General features: G+C 61.8%; 17 protein-coding genes. 9 read left to right on the top strand and 8 right to left on the bottom strand.

Annotated features, from left to right (window positions below; all coding sequences use genetic code 11):
• Window positions 1–49 precede the first annotated feature (49 nt).
• Both ACIPW4_RS22225 and ACIPW4_RS22230 read left to right on the top strand, forming a co-directional pair.
• Complete coding sequence (locus tag ACIPW4_RS22225) at window positions 50–934, top strand: neutral zinc metallopeptidase (RefSeq protein ID WP_400661514.1); 885 nt, start codon at window positions 50–52, stop codon at window positions 932–934.
• A 296-nt stretch (window positions 935–1,230) separates the two neighbouring features.
• Complete coding sequence (locus tag ACIPW4_RS22230; RefSeq protein ID WP_400661516.1) at window positions 1,231–3,150, top strand: methyl-accepting chemotaxis protein; 1,920 nt, start codon at window positions 1,231–1,233, stop codon at window positions 3,148–3,150.
• A 129-nt stretch (window positions 3,151–3,279) separates the two neighbouring features.
• Here the strand turns inward: ACIPW4_RS22230 and ggt are convergent, their stop codons facing one another.
• The 3 genes from ggt to ACIPW4_RS22245 form a co-directional block, all read right to left on the bottom strand.
• Complete coding sequence (gene ggt, locus ACIPW4_RS22235; protein ID WP_400661517.1) at window positions 3,280–4,947, bottom strand: gamma-glutamyltransferase; 1,668 nt, start codon at window positions 4,945–4,947, stop codon at window positions 3,280–3,282.
• A 117-nt stretch (window positions 4,948–5,064) separates the two neighbouring features.
• Complete coding sequence (locus tag ACIPW4_RS22240; RefSeq protein ID WP_400661518.1) at window positions 5,065–5,961, bottom strand: LysR family transcriptional regulator; 897 nt, start codon at window positions 5,959–5,961, stop codon at window positions 5,065–5,067.
• Window positions 5,962–5,991: 30 nt separating this feature from the next.
• On the bottom strand, window positions 5,992–6,582 hold the full coding sequence (locus tag ACIPW4_RS22245) for an NAD(P)H-dependent oxidoreductase (protein ID WP_400661520.1): 591 nt from the start codon (window positions 6,580–6,582) through the stop codon (window positions 5,992–5,994).
• 170 nt (window positions 6,583–6,752) lie between these two features.
• Between ACIPW4_RS22245 and ACIPW4_RS22250 the strand changes: the two genes are divergently transcribed.
• On the top strand, window positions 6,753–7,067 hold the full coding sequence (locus tag ACIPW4_RS22250) for a putative quinol monooxygenase (protein ID WP_400661522.1): 315 nt from the start codon (window positions 6,753–6,755) through the stop codon (window positions 7,065–7,067).
• On the opposite strand, the gene ACIPW4_RS22255 is transcribed toward ACIPW4_RS22250, so the two are convergent.
• Entirely contained in the window at window positions 7,057–7,821 is a 765-nt protein-coding gene (locus ACIPW4_RS22255; RefSeq protein WP_400661523.1) for a sulfite exporter TauE/SafE family protein, read from the bottom strand. The two genes, ACIPW4_RS22250 and ACIPW4_RS22255, sit on opposite strands and share 11 nt — an antisense overlap.
• Window positions 7,822–7,899: 78 nt before the next feature.
• On the opposite strand from ACIPW4_RS22255, the gene ACIPW4_RS22260 reads away from it, so the two are divergent.
• A complete protein-coding gene (locus ACIPW4_RS22260; RefSeq protein ID WP_400661524.1) occupies window positions 7,900–8,784 on the top strand; it encodes a LysR substrate-binding domain-containing protein in 885 nt (294 codons plus the stop codon).
• 4 nt (window positions 8,785–8,788) lie between these two features.
• Here the strand turns inward: ACIPW4_RS22260 and ACIPW4_RS22265 are convergent, their stop codons facing one another.
• Together ACIPW4_RS22265 and ACIPW4_RS22270 are read right to left on the bottom strand one after the other, a co-directional pair.
• A complete protein-coding gene (locus ACIPW4_RS22265) occupies window positions 8,789–9,076 on the bottom strand; it encodes a type II toxin-antitoxin system HicB family antitoxin (protein ID WP_400661526.1) in 288 nt (95 codons plus the stop codon).
• Window positions 9,077–9,222: 146 nt separating this feature from the next.
• Window positions 9,223–9,498, bottom strand: coding sequence for a metal/formaldehyde-sensitive transcriptional repressor (locus ACIPW4_RS22270; protein WP_110639471.1), 276 nt, complete (start codon window positions 9,496–9,498; stop codon window positions 9,223–9,225).
• Between the two features lie 70 nt (window positions 9,499–9,568).
• Here ACIPW4_RS22270 and dmeF point away from each other — a divergent pair, with 70 nt between their 5' ends.
• The 5 genes from dmeF to ACIPW4_RS22295 all read left to right on the top strand — a co-directional run bounded on the left by dmeF (window position 9,569) and on the right by ACIPW4_RS22295 (window position 13,108).
• Window positions 9,569–10,507, top strand: coding sequence for a CDF family Co(II)/Ni(II) efflux transporter DmeF (gene dmeF / locus ACIPW4_RS22275; RefSeq protein ID WP_400661528.1), 939 nt, complete (start codon window positions 9,569–9,571; stop codon window positions 10,505–10,507).
• A 96-nt stretch (window positions 10,508–10,603) separates the two neighbouring features.
• The gene (locus ACIPW4_RS22280) at window positions 10,604–10,948 is read left to right on the top strand and encodes a cupin domain-containing protein (protein WP_003258412.1); all 345 of its coding nucleotides are present in this window, start codon (window positions 10,604–10,606) and stop codon (window positions 10,946–10,948) included.
• A gap of 294 nt (window positions 10,949–11,242) precedes the next feature.
• The gene (locus tag ACIPW4_RS22285; RefSeq protein ID WP_400661530.1) at window positions 11,243–11,731 is read left to right on the top strand and encodes an Hcp family type VI secretion system effector; all 489 of its coding nucleotides are present in this window, start codon (window positions 11,243–11,245) and stop codon (window positions 11,729–11,731) included.
• Window positions 11,732–11,741: 10 nt separating this feature from the next.
• Window positions 11,742–12,719, top strand: a complete 978-nt coding sequence (locus ACIPW4_RS22290) for a hypothetical protein (protein ID WP_400661532.1) — start codon at window positions 11,742–11,744, stop codon at window positions 12,717–12,719.
• Window positions 12,716–13,108, top strand: a complete 393-nt coding sequence (locus tag ACIPW4_RS22295) for a hypothetical protein (RefSeq protein WP_400661533.1) — start codon at window positions 12,716–12,718, stop codon at window positions 13,106–13,108. The genes ACIPW4_RS22290 and ACIPW4_RS22295 overlap by 4 nt, the downstream gene beginning before the upstream one ends.
• Window positions 13,109–13,199: 91 nt before the next feature.
• On the opposite strand, the gene mmsB is transcribed toward ACIPW4_RS22295, so the two are convergent.
• Together mmsB and ACIPW4_RS22305 are read right to left on the bottom strand one after the other, a co-directional pair.
• The gene (gene mmsB / locus ACIPW4_RS22300) at window positions 13,200–14,090 is read right to left on the bottom strand and encodes a 3-hydroxyisobutyrate dehydrogenase (RefSeq protein ID WP_400661534.1); all 891 of its coding nucleotides are present in this window, start codon (window positions 14,088–14,090) and stop codon (window positions 13,200–13,202) included.
• Between the two features lie 10 nt (window positions 14,091–14,100).
• Window positions 14,101–15,627 carry a CoA-acylating methylmalonate-semialdehyde dehydrogenase gene (locus tag ACIPW4_RS22305; RefSeq protein WP_400661536.1) on the bottom strand — a complete coding sequence of 509 codons (1,527 nt, stop codon included), beginning with the start codon at window positions 15,625–15,627 and terminating at the stop codon, window positions 14,101–14,103.
• Window positions 15,628–15,722 lie beyond the last annotated feature (95 nt).

Genomic DNA, 15,722 nt, shown 5'->3' on the forward strand with positions numbered 1-15,722 from the left:
AGGGTGATCTAATCTTTGTCTCTATGTTTCACGCTCTGGAGAGCACCTCATGGAATGGCGAAAAGGCCGGCGCAGCGACAACGTGGTCGATGCTCGTGGCGAAGGTGGCGGCGGTGGCGGTATGCGTTTTGGCGGCGGCAAGGGGCTGGGCCTCGGCGCGATACTGCTGATCGTCGGTATCGGTTGGCTGACCGGCCAGGATCCGCTGCAGATTCTTGGCCAGCTCACCGGGCAGATGCAGCAACAGCAGGCCCCCAGCGGCGCGGACAACAAGGCGCCAGCGGCCAATGATGAGCAAGCCCAGTTCGTCGCTTCGATCCTGGGCGACACCGAAGACACCTGGAAGGCTCTGTTCGCCCAGGCAGGCAAGCAATACCGCGACCCCAAGCTGGTGCTGTTCAGCGGCCAGGTGAATTCGGCCTGCGGCTTTGCTTCTGCCGCAGTCGGGCCGTTCTACTGCCCGGCGGACCAGCGGGTCTACCTGGACATGTCGTTCTTCCGCGAGATGGAAACCCGATTCGCCGCAGCGGGTGATTTTGCCCAGGCCTATGTGATCGCCCACGAGATCGGCCATCACGTGCAGACCTTGCTGGGCGTGTCGGCCAAGGTCGATGCGGCCCGGCGCGGCGGCCAGCGCATGGAAGGCGACAACGGCCTGCTGGTGCGTCAGGAGCTGCAGGCTGACTGCCTGGCCGGGGTGTGGGCGTATCAGGCGCAGAAACGGCTGAACTGGCTGGAGCCGGGTGATATTGAAGAGGCGCTGAATGCGGCCAATGCCATTGGTGATGACCGGCTGCAGCAGCAGGGCCAGGGCCGCGTGGTGCCCGACTCGTTCACCCATGGCACCTCGGCGCAGCGGGTGCGCTGGTTCAAGGCCGGGTTTGCCCAGGGTGATGTGAACAGCTGCGATACCTTCAGCGCGCGTAGCCTTTGAGATTTCAGGGCCGCTTCGCGCCCCATCGCAGGCAAGCCAGCTCCCACAGGTATAGCGCTGGCTTCAAGAGCTCCGCCATACCTGTGGGAGCTGGCTTGCCTGCGATGGAGCGCGACGCGGCCCCCTGCTATCTCCAAAAAGCAAACGTTTTCACATAGTTACAAATCAACTGAAAAAGCGATTCAGCTTTCCCTATGTCGTGCCGATAACACCTGCACGAATCAGCGGGCTCCCCAGAACAACAACGCCCTGCGATCGACGATCAAGTGAGCGAATGAATTTTCTGGAGAGCGTGCATGAACAGCTGGTTTGCCAATATCAGCGTCAACCTCAAACTCGGGCTGGGCTTCGGCCTGGTGCTTTTTCTGACCGGCCTGCTGGCCCTGACCGGCTGGACCAGCCTGGGCAGCCTGATCGACCGCAGCAACTGGATGGGCGACATCGGCCAGCTCAACAAGGACCTGACCGACCTGCGCGTGGCGCGCCTGCAGTACATGATCGCCAATGGCGATGATGCCGCCGCCGCCAATACCCAGGCCAAGCTCGACGCCTTCAGCAAGCAGCAGCAATACCTGGTCAGCACCTTCACCAGCCCGGCCAACGTCGTGCTGCTCAAGGAGCTGGGGCAGACCATCAGCGAATACAAGGTGTCGCTCAACAAGATGCGCGCCGGCTACAAGAATTCGCAGGCAGCCCGTGACGCGATGAACGTGTCGGCGGTCAAGGCCGATGAAGCCATGGAGTCGCTCAGTCAGGACGTCATGTCGCGCCCGGAGGAAGACGCTGTGCGGCTGGCCCAGTACCAGCTGATCAGCAAGGCACGCCAGCAACTGCTGCAAGTGCGCATCGATGTGCGCGGCTACATCGCCGACAACACCGCCGCCAACGAGCAGGCCGCCCTGCGCCAGCTGGAGGGTGCGCTGGCCGACATCGACAACCTCAAGCGCCAGCTGCCGGCTGAAGCCAACCGTGTGCAGCAGTTCGAACAGTCGGTACAGGCTTATCGCGATGCGGTGCGCCAGTTCCGTGATGCGGTCGCCGATATCACCACCTCCCGTGCCGAAATGACCGTGCAAGGGGCTGACATCGTCAAGCGCAGCGACGCGCTGTACAAGATACAGATCGAGCGCCGCGACGCCGAAAGTGCCCAGGCGCGCAGCCTGCAGACCATCGCCACGCTGCTGGCGCTGCTGGCTGGCGTCATCGCCGCAGTGATCATCACCCGCCAGATCACCGGCCCTCTGCGCGACACCCTGCAAGCCGTGGAGCGCATCGCCGGTGGCGACCTGACCCATGACCTGCGCGTCACCCGCCGCGACGAGATTGGCGTGCTGCAACAAGGCATCGCGCGCATGGGCACCACCCTGCGCGAGTTGATCAGCGGCATCCGTGACGGCGTCACGCAGATCGCCAGTGCTGCCGAAGAGCTGTCGGCGGTGACCGAGCAGACCAGCGCCGGCGCCAACAGCCAGAAGGTCGAGACCGACCAGGTGGCCACCGCCATGCACGAAATGGCTGCCACCGTTCAAGAGGTGGCGCGTAACGCCGAGCAGGCTTCGCATGCGGCCACCGGTGCCGACGACGAGGCCCGTGCCGGTGACCGCGTGGTAGGCGAGGCGATCAGCCAGATCGAGCGCCTGGCAGAGGAAGTGCACCGCTCCACCGAGGCCATGAACCTGCTGCAGCAGGAAAGCCAGAAGATCGGCAGCGTGATGGACGTGATCAAGTCGGTCGCCGAGCAGACCAACCTGCTGGCGCTCAACGCCGCGATCGAGGCGGCCCGTGCCGGTGAGGCCGGCCGCGGCTTCGCGGTGGTGGCCGACGAAGTGCGTGGCCTGGCCCAGCGCACGCAGAAGTCCACCGAAGAGATCGAAGAGCTGGTGGCCAGCCTGCAGCATGGTACCCAGCAGGTGGCCAATGCCATGCAGGGCAGCCGCACGCTGACCGACAGCAGTGTCGAACTGGCGCGCAAGGCCGGCTCCTCGCTGGAAAACATCACCAGCACGGTGTCGAGCATCCAGTCGATGAACCAGCAGATCGCGGCGGCGGCCGAACAGCAGAGTGCAGTGGCTGAAGAGATCAGCCGTAGCATCCTGAATGTGCGGGATGTGTCGGAGCAGACCGCCGCAGCCAGCGATGAGACGGCGGCGTCCAGCGTCGAGCTGGCGCGCCTGGGTGGGCAGTTGCAGATGCTGGTCAGCCAGTTCCGCGTCTGACCTTGAGCCCCTGGGGCCGCTTTGCGGCCCTTTCGCGACACAAGGCCGCTCCCACAGGAATCGCGTTCCCTTGTAGTAGCGGCCTTGTGTCGCGAAAGGAGGGCAAAGCCCTCCCGGCAATCTCGAATATTACTTGACGATCATCCCCACCCCACGCCCACGCGGATCCGAAGCGGTCTCAAGCTGCGCCCCATTCACCCGGATCGCCTGGATATCGCCCATCTCCCAACCCTGATCCTCCAGCACATAGCCCATTTTCTTCAGCTCATCCGCCACCGGCCCGGTCAGCGGCGCGTAGCTGTCGAAGTAGATCGTGTCCTTGGGCAGCAACTGATGGTGCACTCGCTGCGCCGCCACGGCCTTCTCCAGCGGCATGCTGTAGTCGTACAGGTTGTTCATCACCTGGAAGATCGAAGTGAAGATCCGCGAACCACCCGGGGTACCGATCACCAGCTCGACTTTGCCATCGCGGGTCATCAGGCTCGGGCTCATCGACGACAACATGCGCTTGCCCGGTTCGATGGCGTTGGCATCACCGCCGACCACGCCAAAGGCATTGGCTGCCCCCGGCTTGGCGCTGAAGTCGTCCATCTCGTCGTTGAGCAGGAAGCCCGCCCCCTTGACCACCACGCCGCTGCCGTAATCGAGGTTGAGGGTGTAGGTGTTGCTGACTGCGTTGCCTTGCTTGTCGACGATCGAGAAGTGCGTGGTCTGGTGCGGTTCCAGGCCTGGCTTGACCTTGTCGGTTTCGGAAATGGCCTTCGGGTTGACCTGCGCGGCACGCTTGGCCAGGTAGTCCTTGGCTACCAGTTGGTCGACCGGCACTTTGGTGAACGCAGGGTCGCCGAGGTAGTCGGCACGGTCGGCGAACACGCGCTTTTCGATCTCCGAAAGCAGGTGGATGTACTGCGCGGAGTTGTGCGCCACACCCTTGAAGTCTGCCGCCCGGTCTTCCTTGATGCCCAGCAGCTGGGCCAGGGCCACACCACCCGAGCTTGGCGGTGGCGCGGTGTAGACCACATTGCCGCGCCAGCTGATGGCGATCGGCTCACGCCATACAGCCTTGTAGTCCTTGAGGTCTTCCTTGGTGATCAGCCCCTTGTCGGCCTGCATCTGCGCTACCAGCAGGTCGGCGGTCTTGCCCTGGTAGAACTCGCTAACGCCTTTGTCGGCAATGCGTTCGAGGGTCTGGGCCATTTCCGGCTGTTTGAACAGCTCACCGACCTTCATGTTGCCGAAGTAATCGTTGAAGTTGGTCGCGGTCTTGAACATGCCTTGGGCATCGTTGCGGTACTGGTACTGCTTTTCGGCGACCTTGAAGCCGTTTTTCGCATAGCCGATGGCCGGGGTGAGGAGTTCGCTCCAGGGCAATTTGCCGAATTTCTGGTGGGCCTCCCACAGCCCCATCACCGTGCCGGGCACGCCAGCAGCGCGCACGCCGACCAGGCTCAGGTTCTCGATCACCTCGCCCTTGTCGTCCAGGTACATGTTGCGCGTGGCGGCCTTGGGCGCCACTTCGCGGTAGTCGAGGAAGTACGGTCTGCCGTCGACGAACAGGGTCATGAAGCCACCGCCGCCGATGTTGCCCGCCTCGGGGTAGGTCACCGCCAGGGTGAAGGCCGTGGCCACCGCCGCATCTACCGCGTTGCCGCCCTTCTTGAGAATGTCGGCGGCCACCTGTGCACCATATTGATCGGGTGCGGCCACAGCACCGCCTTCCAACGTGGCGGCATACGTCGAGGAACAGCTCAGGATCGCGGCTGCCAGAGCCAGGTACTGGAACGGGACAATACGCATGACACTTCCTTGGTGTTGTTTTTGTTGAGCAGTCAGTAAGGCCGAAGCGCTCTGACTGTGCAATCAGACGTAGGAAGTTTCGCCGCCTGTGGACAGGACCTGTCGCGTTCAGGCAACTCAGCAGGCGTACATGGCCAGCTTGCGCTGGATGAAGTCGAGGAAGCACTGGATGCGCAGGGCCAGCTGCGTGTTGCGGTAGTACACCGCGTGGATCGGCTGGCGGTAGCCATTGTTGGCGTCGCTCAGCAGCACCTTGAGGCGGCCGGCGCGGATGTCTTCGTGGGTCATGAAGTGCGACAGGGCGACGATGCCCTCCCCGGCCAGCGCCAGCTGGCGCAGGGTCTCGCCGCTGGAAGCGATCAATGCCGGGCGGATGCCCCAGCGGTCACCTTGAGCGTGGCGCAATGGCCACTGGTTGAGCGACTCGGGCTGGCTGAAGCCGAGCAGGGTGTGACTGTTCAGGTCTTCGACCTTTTCCGGTGTGCCGTGTTGTTCCAGGTACGCCGGGCTTGCCAGCACCTGTACCGGGCTGCAGCCGAGGGAGCGGGCATGCAGGCTGGAGTCGGCAAGGTCACCAATGCGGATGGCCACGTCGGTGCTCTGCTCCAGCAGGTCGATGATCAGGTCATCGGTGTTGAGTTCCAGCTCGATGCCGGGGTACTGGCGGCGGAACTCACCGATCCACGGCAAGATGGCGTGCAGCATGAACGGCGCCGCGGCGTTGATGCGCAGGCGCCCGGATGGCGTCTGGCGGTTCATCGACAGGCGCTCCTCCATCTCGTCCATCTGCTCCAGCACCAGGCGCGAACGCTCAAGGAAGAAACGGCCTTCTTCGGTGAGGTCCATGCGCCGGGTGGTGCGGTTGACCAGCGTGGTGCCGAGCTTGCCCTCCAGGCGTGACAGCGTGCGGCTGACGGCCGACGGGGTCTGGCCCATCTGCTCGGCAGCGGCGGAGATCGAGCCGCAGTCGATGACGGCGACGAACACCTGGAGTTCTTCGGATCGGGTTTTCACGAGCGCGCCTGTGGCTGGTCCATGCAGGGATTAGATCGCCTTGCCGAACACCTTGTCCAGATGCGCTTCATAGGCCGCCAGCGCCGCCGGCACGTCCGGGCGCTTCATCACATCCACCGCCAGGAAGGTCGGCAGCCCGGTCATGCCGAGAAACTGGTTGGCCTTGTGGAACGGGAAGTACACCGCATCCACACCTTTGCCCTCGAAGAAGTCGGTCGGGTCATCGAATGCCTGCTGCGGTGCGTTCCAGGTCAGCGACAACATGTACTGCTTGCCCTGGATCAGGCCACCGCTGCCGTACTTCTGCGAGTGGTCGGAACGGGTGCGGCCATCATTGGCGTAGAGGCTGCCGTGGCCGACGGTGAAGACGTCGTCGACGTACTTCTTCACGGTCCAGGGCGCACCCATCCACCAGCCCGGCATCTGGTAGATGATCACATCGGCCCAGAGGAATTTCTCCACTTCGGCCTGGGCGTCGTAGCCGCCGTCGATGAAGGTCTGTTGCACGTCGTAGCCGGCGCGGTCCAGGTGGGCCAGGGCGGCGTCGTGCAGGGTCTGATTGAGGCGGCCGTCGGAATGAGCGAACTGTTTGCCACCGTTGAGCAGAAGGATCTTTTTCATGCTGGGCCTCCTGGGCCGAGTCAAAAATTCAGGGCCGCAGGTTAGACGTTCGCGGGGGCGGGATACAGCAGGCGAAGGGCAAAATACAATTGACCTGAAGTCAAAGATAATAAAGGCATTATTGCCGTAGAATCGTTTCACCATCCCTTTGCCATTGCGAGAACCGATCCATGAGCGAGCAGCACGCATTCATCCTCAAGGCCAAGACCCGTCCGGAAATGGCCGAAGCCTTCGAAACCCTGTTCCGCGCCTATGTCGAACCAAGCCGCCAGGAACCGGGCTGCATCGAATACCACATGCTGCGCGACCAGCAGGACCCGAGCCTGTTCGTGTTCTATGAGGTGTGGGCCGACAAGGCAGCGCTGGACGTGCACTCGGCGCTGCCGCACATGGCCGAGTTCTTCGCAAAGCGCATGGACTACCTGGAGCGCGATTTCGACATCCAGCCGATCGTCATGCTCAGCGCCTCGTCCGCTAACCGTTGATCAGCAGATGGCCGCCCAGTGCGGCCAGGCCAATGAAGAAGCAGCGCTTGAACAGCGCTGCGCTGATGCGCTGGCGCAGCCACTGCCCAGCGAGCATGCCCAGCAGCGCTGGCGCCAGCATCAGCAACGAAGCGCCCAGCGCTTGCCCACCCAAGGCATCCTGCCCGACCAGGCCAACGGCCAGCGCCAGGGTCGAGACCGTGAACGACAGGCCCAGTGCCTGGATCATCTCGTCGCGGCTCAGGCCCAGGCTCTGCAGGTAAGGCACCGCTGGCATCACGAACACGCCAGTGGCCGCAGTGACCACACCGGTCACCAGCCCACAGACCGGCCCCAGCCACCCTTCCCGCTCCGGCGCCACACGCAAGGCCGGGCCTGCCAGCCCATACAGCGCGTAGATCACCAGCGCCGCCCCCAATGCATGCACCGCCCAGGGCCCGCTGTTGATGCCCAGCCAGGCACTGCCAAGCAACGTACCAACGAAGATCATCGCCAGCATCGGCCCAAGCCTGCGCAGCAGCGCCGGCAGATGCCCTCCGGCTGCGAGTTGCCAGAGGTTGGTGAGCGTCGACGGAACGATCAGCAGCGCCGCAGCCTGCGCCGGTGGCATAGCCAGCCCCAGCAGGCCCATGGCGATGGTCGGCAGGCCCAGGCCAATCACGCCTTTGACTGCACCGGCCAGCAGGAAGGTGACGACCACCAGCAGCGTCAGCGCCGGGCCAATGTGTTGGTAGAAAGCGATCAAGGTATCCATGGCCGCCATGATGGCGCACAGCGGTTGAACTGAAAATCTGCCATATACTCAGCCAGACTCTCGCTAGGACAGAGGCAGATGCATTTCGACCTGATCGACCTCAGGCTTTTCCAGCACACCGCCGAGTGCGGCAACATCACCGCCGGCGCCCGACGCAGCCATCTGTCGCTGCCAGCGGCCAGTGCACGCATTCGCGCGATGGAGGCCTCCCTTGGCACGCCTTTGCTTGAGCGCAATCGCCGTGGCGTGCAGCCGACACCTGCCGGGCAGGCGCTGTTGCAACATGCGCGGCTGATCGGCCAGCAGGTCGAGCGCCTGCAGTTCGACCTGGCCCACTATGCGCGCGGCCAGCAAGGCCAGGTGCGGCTGTTGTGCAACACGGCAGCGCTGACCGAGTACCTGCCGGAGCGGCTGGCCAGCTACCTCGCCGACAACCCCGGGATCAGCATCGATGTGCAGGAGCTGCCGAGCCTGCGCATCGTGCAATCGATCACCCAAGGCATGGCTGATCTGGGCATCATTTCCACCGCCGCGCCCAGCGCGCATCTGCAGACCCTGCCGTTTCGCGATGACCCGCTGGTGCTGGTGACACCGCTGGATCATCCCCTCGCCGCAGAACCCGCCCCGAGCTTTGTCGACTGCCTTGTCCATGGCCATGTCGGGCTGGGGGTGAACAGTGCGCTCGCGTTGTACCTGGAAGAACAGGCCCTGCGCGAAGGCCACCGCATGCAGGTACGGGTGCGGGCCGAAGGGTTTGACGGGGTGATACGCATGGTCGCCGGTGGTGCCGGTATCGGCGTGGTGCCGCTGGCATCAGTGCAGCGCTGGAAGGGCGTTTTGCCGATGCATTGGGTGGCACTGCGAGAGGATTGGGCCAACAGGCGGTTGCTGTTGTGCGCGCGGGATTTTGCCGGATTACCGGGCTATGCGGCGGGGTTGGTTGAGCGGTTGATCCCGGTTTGAACGTTCATCGAGGCGTCGAACCACCGTAAAGACGGGCGAAGTCCGTGCAATCCACAACAGCCCAAAACCCGTCGGCGTAATCGGGGTTCGCCCTATGGACATCTACGTCTTGAACTTGGGGTAATACGTCCTCATCGGCAATCAGTCCTTCAAAATGCAGCGCCAGCGCTTCTCGAACATTCGCCAACGCCTTGGCAACACTCGCCCCGGCCGAAAAACAGCCGGGCACATTAGGTACAGTCACTCCATAATCCGAATGGGTGTCCTTGTGCAATACAACTGAGATTTTCATTGCGAGCCTCCAACGATGTTCGATCTGCAACGCAGTTCACAGCATGCCGACATCAAGCGGATAGCAGCTGGTTAAGCTTGCGTCGTAGCTCTCAACTGATCGGCTCGTAGGAAAATGGAATTCCCACTCTATACCCCCTGGGGGTATCACTTCAGATAAGACCGCAACAACGCCGCCACCTTGTCCGCCTCTTCCTGCCGCTCCTCAGCGCTCAGCCCTTCGGCGACCAGGTGTTCGCGGATGTGCCCTTCCATCACTTCGGTCATCAGCCCGTTCACCGCGCCGCGCACGGCGGCAATCTGCTGGAGGATCGCCAGGCAGTCCTTGTCCTGCTCCAGCGCGGTTTCCAGGGCCGCGGCCTGGCCTTTGATCTTACGCACGCGGGTGAGCAGTTGCTTCTTGCTCTTGATCGTATGTGCCATTCGCTTTCACACCATGATAGGTATACTGGGGTATAGTATATTTCTCGACGTTCCGGGAGCATGATAAACCATGGCGACACAAACCTCAGGCCGCTGGCAGCACAGCCACCAGTTCCACACCAGCAACCTAGGCGCCGAGCGCAAGACACGCCTGGCCGTATGGCTGACAGCGATCATGATGGTGGCGGAAATCGCCGGTGGCTGGCTCTTCAACTCCATGGCCCTGCTCGCCGACGGCTGGCACATGAGCTCCCACGCCCTGGCCTTGGGCCTGTCGCTGCTGGCCTACGCTGCCGCGCGTCGTTATGCCAACGACCAGCGCTTCGCCTTCGGCACCTGGAAGATCGAGATCCTCGGCGGCTATTCCAGCGCCCTGCTGCTGCTCGGCGTGGCCGGACTGATGGCCTTCCAGTCGGCCGAGCGCCTGCTGACGCCGGGGCCAATCCACTATGACGAGGCGATCTTCATTGCGGTGATCGGCCTGGCCGTGAACCTGATCTGCGCCTGGCTGCTGCGCGACGATCACGATCATCATCACCATGGCCATGACCATGACCATGATCACGACCACGGCCATCATCACCACGACCTGAACCTGCGCTCGGCCTATCTGCACGTGATTGCCGACGCCGCCACCTCGGTACTGGCGATCGTCGCCCTGCTGGCCGGCAAGTTCTGGGGCGCCAGCTGGCTCGACCCGGTGATGGGCCTGGTCGGTGCGGTGCTGGTGGCGCTCTGGGCCCGTGGCCTGCTGCGCGATACCGGCCGCGTCTTGTTGGATGCCGAGATGGATGCACCGGTGGTCGAAGAGATTCGCGAGGTGGTCGCCGAGCTGCCGGTGCCCGCCACCATCACCGACCTGCACGTGTGGCGCGTGGGCAAAGACCAATATGCCTGCATCCTCAGCCTGGCCAGCCAGGCCGCATTGAGCGCCGACAGCGTGCGCCAGGCACTGGGGGTGCACGAGGAACTGGCCCACATCACCGTCGAGGTCAACACCCTGGAATAGCGCGGGCAGGCAGCTGGACGTCGAGCCCAGGCAACTGCGGGTCGGCGGATGGCCCTATGGTGACGAGTCATTCAGCCAGTCACCAGGAGTTGTGCCATGTCCGATTTCATCACCGTCCTGCGCGAAACCTGCCCGACCCCGGTCGTGGACGCCACCAAGTGGAAGCGCATCGGCGGCGATCCGCACACCGTCAACCTCAACGCCTACCTGTCGGCCGACGGCAGCAAGATCATGGGTACCTGGATCTGCACCCCGGGCAAGTTCGAGGTCAACTACGAGAAGTGGGAGTTCTGCCACTTCCTCGATGGCTACTGCATCATCACCCCGGAGGGTGAAGAGCCGAAGCACCTGAAAGCGGGTGATGTGTTCGTGATCGAACCGGGGATGAAAGGCACTTGGGAGGTGGTCGAAACCGTGCGCAAGTATTTCGTCTTCGCCTGATTCGTGAGTCGATCCAGCTATTGCTCCTGTGGAACGTAAGACGCTTCCCGCAGGAGCAGGCTGGCAACTAAACAAATACTATACGCACAATGCCCAAGGCTTGATTAATGACGCAAGCGACTTGATGCTTGTTACATTTCTTATAGATTCAACCCCATTCTTGTAGTCCTTTTCTGAATTACTCCTTCTGACCGCCTAAAGCATTGCCCTCGAATTCCCACGCCACTAGGCTATTTCAACCGGCCGAGTCGCCGGAACTACATTCGATAAATCAATTGCCATGGAGCGGTCAGTATGTCTCTCGACGCTTATATTCAGATCGACAATATTCCGGGCGAAGCCCTGGATGAAAAATACAGCAAGTGGATCGAGGTACTCGGCTACGACTTCGGTGTCAGCCAAGGTACATCTGCCACAGCGAGTTCCGCAGGTGGCGCAACATCGGGCCGGACCTCGGTCACCAACTTGACTTTCACTAAATACCTCGACAGTGCCAGCTGCAAACTGATGGAAGCCAGTTGCACAGGCCAGCATCTGAAAGAGGTGAAACTGGCCCTCTGCCGCGCTGGCGGTGACAAACTCAGGTATTTCGAAATCGTCCTTGAAGAAGTGATCATCGCCGAGTACTCGCAGAGCGTCGACACAGGGGTGCCGCTGGAGGTGGTGCAGCTCAATTACGGCCGGATCAAGACCACCTACACCCAGCAGCGCCGCCACGATGGCAGTGGCGGCGGCAATATCGCCGGAGGATGGGACCGAATCGGCAACAAAAAATACGCGTGAGGGTGTTGCCATGACTGAAGCCCGCGCGTATCTCAATCTCAAGCTGCAAAACTATCATAGGCTGAAATCCGACCTGGCGCTGACCGGTCATTCCCTGGAAAAGTTTGACGTGCTGAATTCACACATTGCCAATACGGTGGTCCGTAGCGGTGAACTTATCATCATCGGCGATCCCACTACGGCCTCCTGTACCAGCCAGGAAGCCTGGATGATGAGGCAGGCGACAATTGCGCACCTGGGGCTGATGCGCAACGGCCAGGGTGTGGATAACTTTTTTCTGGACAATTTCGAGACCTTGAAAAGCCTCATCGCCCATGCGTCGGTGGGGGCTGGCGTGGTCAGTGAAGGGTGGAGCAAGCATCTGAAAGCGATTGAGGCCACCTTGATGGATATCGAAAAGTTGTATCAGCAGCACCTCGGGTCAGGGGCCATGGCGGCTCGCGAACAGTTCTATGCAAAGCGTTCGGCTCTGTTCATGAAGCTGAACGAGCAGCTGGACAAGCTGGCTGCGTATGGTTCCGGTTTAAAAAACAGAGGCTCGATCAAAAGGACGTTAGGCATATCCACCAAAAGCTACATGCATACAGGCGAGATTGCAGGGTATGCAAATAAGGTCTCGGGAGTGGCGAAAGCTTCTAATCTGATAAAAAATGGAACGTACCTTGGGATTGCATTGGACGTCGCCGCTACGGGCCTAGAGATACACAAAGCCTGTACGCTCGGACGCGAGGAGGAATGCAAAAAGGCGCAATATGTGGAGGTTAGTTCATTAACCTTGGGCTTGATTAGTACGACGGTTGGGGCAGCCAGTGGTAAACTTCTTCTTGGTGCTGCTTGCAGCGTGGTGTTTGGCGTAGCAACACGGGGAGCCGGCGCGCTCGCTTGTGGGATATTCGGCGGTACAGTGGGGGGAATGGCAGGCGGAAAATTTGGGAATGAAGCAGGTGCCTGGGGTGGGGAATTTCTATACGAGGCAGTAGCAAAATGACAATCATGCACTGTATTTTTTTAGTGTACGGCATGACAGTCACTGCATTAGCTTTCTTGAATCTGGCATTTACAGCCTATATTGCTCATCGCAAGATCGATTACATTGAAGGTTTCTTACTAAACTGCGACGCGATAACCGGCGAAAAAGAGTTGTGGCTACACGCCGGCCTGATAGGAAAAGTCTTTCGACTGACTAACATCTCATTAATCCTGCTCATCCCTAAAGTCTACGCACGAAAAAACCTCATTGATATGACGGAAATAAATAGTCTTCCTTCAAAAATCAAGACCCTCCTCATCTTCATGGGTGCTTCATTTTGGATATCGTCCATTGCATTTTTTGGAATAGGGATTTTCATGCATTACTTACCCCCCTTGCCTAAATAATGCCCAAAAAAAATCGCAGTACAGGCTCTCTCCCCTCTGGAGCGCAGTTACAGAGGGAAGGCCACCCGCCCCGCGATGAAGATCTCGCTCGTCAATCCTTCTTGCGGTACCCCTCGACGATCGCCGAGAAATCCTTGCCGCCGTCACCCCTCAAGCTCATGGCCTGATACAGCTGCTGGGCCACGGCACCCAGAATCACCGGCTGATGCGCCTGGCGTGCGGCCTCAGTGGCCAGCCCCAGGTCCTTGAGCATCAGTTCGGCGCCAAACCCACCGGTATAACCACGCGATGCCGGGGCAGTCTCGATGATGCCCGGCCACGGGTTGTAGGTATCCGAGCTCCAGCAGCGCCCGGTCGAACTGTTGATGATCCCGGCCAGCACCTTGGTATCGATGCCCAGTGCATTGCCCAGGGCCATGGCCTCGGATACGCCAATCATCGAGATGCCCAGCAGCAGGTTGTTGCAGATCTTGGCGATCTGGCCAGTGCCGACCTCGCCGCAATGCACGATGTTGCGGCCCATCTGCTCCAGCACCGGCTTGAGGGTGGCGAACAGTTCGGGGCTGGCACCGACCATGAACGTCAGCGTGCCCGCCGCCGCGCCGCCGGTACCACCGGACACTGGCGCATCGCCCATGTCCACACCTTTGGCCCCAGCGGCCCTGGACACATCACGCGCGGTCTGCGGGTCGATGGTGCTGCAATCCAGCGTCGGCGTGCCTGGGCGGATGCCCGCCAGCACACCGTCCTCTTCATTGAGGTAAACGGCGCGCACATGGGCCGCCGCCGGCAGCATGGTGATCACCAGTTCGCTGCTGGCCGCCGCGTCCCGGGGCGAGGCGCTGACCTGCCCGCCCAGTTCGGCGAGCTCGGCCAGCACGGTCTTGTTCAGGTCGAACAGGTTCAACTGGTGCCCGGCCTTGATCAGGTTGCGGGCCATGGGCGCGCCCATGTTGCCCAGACCGATGAATGCGATACGCATGACAAGCTCCTTAGCGCAGGCTGATGGTGGTGTTCACACCGTCGTTGACGCTGTCGTCATCGAACCAGCGGGCGGTGACGGTCTTGGTCTGAGTGTAGAACTGCACCACTTGCTTGCCGTAAGGGCCGAGGTCGCCGAGCTTGGAACCACGCGAGCCGGTGAAGCTGAAGAACGGCACCGGCACCGGGATCGGAATGTTGATGCCGACCTGGCCGATGTCGATCTCGCTCTGGAACTTGCGCGCCGCCGCGCCGCTCTGGGTGAACAGGCCGGTGCCGTTGCCGAAGGGGTTGGCGTTGACCAGGGCGATGGCTTCGTCGAGGGTGTCGACTTCCAGGGTCACCAGCACCGGGCCGAAGATTTCCTGGGTGTACACCTGCATGTCGGTCTTCACCCCGGAGAACAGGGTCGGGCCGACGAAGTTGCCCTGCTCGTAGCCCTGCACCTTCACGCCGCGCCCATCGAGTTCGAGCTTGGCACCTTCCTTGATACCGCTTTCGATCAGGCCCAGCACACGCTCCTTGGCGCGCTTGGAAACCACAGGGCCGACATCGGTGCCCGGCTCGCAGCCGGCGTTGACCTTGAGCTTGCTCGCCGCCTCCTTGATGTCGGGCAGCCAGTCACGCGCCTTGCCCACCAGCACCGCCACCGAGGTGGCCATGCAACGCTGGCCGGCCGCACCAAAGGCAGCACCGACCAGGGCGTTGACGGTTTGCGTGCGGTTGGCGTCGGGCAGCACCACGGCGTGGTTCTTCGCGCCCATCATCGACTGGACGCGCTTGCCGTGCTGGCTGGCCAGGTTGTAGACGTGGGTGCCGACTTCAGTGGAGCCGACGAAGGAAATCGCCTTGATGGCCTGATGGGTGCAGATCGCATCCACCACCTGCTTGCCGCCGTGTACCACGTTGAGCACGCCCGCCGGCACACCGGCCTCCAGCGCCAGCTCGACCAGCAGCATGGTCGACAGCGGGTCCTGCTCGGAAGGTTTGAGGACGAAGGTGTTGCCGCAGACGATGGCCATCGGGAACATCCACAGTGGGATCATCGCCGGGAAGTTGAACGGGGTGATGCCAGCGCACACGCCGATCGGTTGGCGCAGGGTGTAGGTGTCCACGCCACCGGCGACGTTCTCGGCGAACTCGCCCATCTGCAGGGTGCCGATGGAGGCTGCGTGCTCGACCACTTCCAGGCCGCGGAAGATGTCGCCTTCGGCGTCGGCAAGGGTCTTGCCCTGCTCGGCGCTGAGCACCTGGGCGATGCGCTTGGTGTGTTCACGGATCAGCGCCTGCAGCTTGAGCATGATGCGCATGCGTGCACCGATCGGGGTGTCGCGCCAGGTCTTGAAAGCGCGCTGGCCCGCAGCCACGGCGGCATCCACTTCTTCGACGGTGGCGAACGGTACCCGCGCCAGCACCTCTTGGGTGGCCGGGTTGACGATATCGCGCCATTCGCTGGTTTTCGACTCGACCCACTGGCCGTCGATCAGCAGCTTTACCTGCTCGACCTTGGTCTTGTCAGGGGATTGTGGTGCGTTCATCTGCGTTCTCCTTGGAATTATTGTCAGGACGAGATCGCCAGCGCCGGGCAAACACGCAGTGGCGCCTTGGGGCTTTTTTCGAGTATAGATGTGCA

It is taken from the genome of Pseudomonas sp. NPDC089996, assembly GCF_044748405.1.
Taxonomy (GTDB): Bacteria; Pseudomonadota; Gammaproteobacteria; order Pseudomonadales; family Pseudomonadaceae; genus Aquipseudomonas.

Bases quoted from the DNA above. Each gene is read 5' to 3' on its own strand.
- ACIPW4_RS22225 (WP_400661514.1), top strand. From the start codon at position 50: ATGGAATGGCGAAAAGGCCGGCGCAGCGACAACGTGGTCGATGCTCGT.
- ACIPW4_RS22230 (WP_400661516.1), top strand. From the start codon at position 1,231: ATGAACAGCTGGTTTGCCAATATCAGCGTCAACCTCAAACTCGGGCTG.
- ggt (WP_400661517.1), bottom strand. From the start codon at position 4,947: ATGCGTATTGTCCCGTTCCAGTACCTGGCTCTGGCAGCCGCGATCCTG.
- ACIPW4_RS22245 (WP_400661520.1), bottom strand. From the start codon at position 6,582: ATGAAAAAGATCCTTCTGCTCAACGGTGGCAAACAGTTCGCTCATTCC.
- ACIPW4_RS22250 (WP_400661522.1), top strand. From the start codon at position 6,753: ATGAGCGAGCAGCACGCATTCATCCTCAAGGCCAAGACCCGTCCGGAA.
- ACIPW4_RS22255 (WP_400661523.1), bottom strand. From the start codon at position 7,821: ATGGATACCTTGATCGCTTTCTACCAACACATTGGCCCGGCGCTGACG.
- ACIPW4_RS22260 (WP_400661524.1), top strand. From the start codon at position 7,900: ATGCATTTCGACCTGATCGACCTCAGGCTTTTCCAGCACACCGCCGAG.
- ACIPW4_RS22265 (WP_400661526.1), bottom strand. From the start codon at position 9,076: ATGAAAATCTCAGTTGTATTGCACAAGGACACCCATTCGGATTATGGA.
- ACIPW4_RS22270 (WP_110639471.1), bottom strand. From the start codon at position 9,498: ATGGCACATACGATCAAGAGCAAGAAGCAACTGCTCACCCGCGTGCGT.
- dmeF (WP_400661528.1), top strand. From the start codon at position 9,569: ATGGCGACACAAACCTCAGGCCGCTGGCAGCACAGCCACCAGTTCCAC.
- ACIPW4_RS22280 (WP_003258412.1), top strand. From the start codon at position 10,604: ATGTCCGATTTCATCACCGTCCTGCGCGAAACCTGCCCGACCCCGGTC.
- ACIPW4_RS22285 (WP_400661530.1), top strand. From the start codon at position 11,243: ATGTCTCTCGACGCTTATATTCAGATCGACAATATTCCGGGCGAAGCC.
- ACIPW4_RS22290 (WP_400661532.1), top strand. From the start codon at position 11,742: ATGACTGAAGCCCGCGCGTATCTCAATCTCAAGCTGCAAAACTATCAT.
- ACIPW4_RS22295 (WP_400661533.1), top strand. From the start codon at position 12,716: ATGACAATCATGCACTGTATTTTTTTAGTGTACGGCATGACAGTCACT.
- mmsB (WP_400661534.1), bottom strand. From the start codon at position 14,090: ATGCGTATCGCATTCATCGGTCTGGGCAACATGGGCGCGCCCATGGCC.
- ACIPW4_RS22305 (WP_400661536.1), bottom strand. From the start codon at position 15,627: ATGAACGCACCACAATCCCCTGACAAGACCAAGGTCGAGCAGGTAAAG.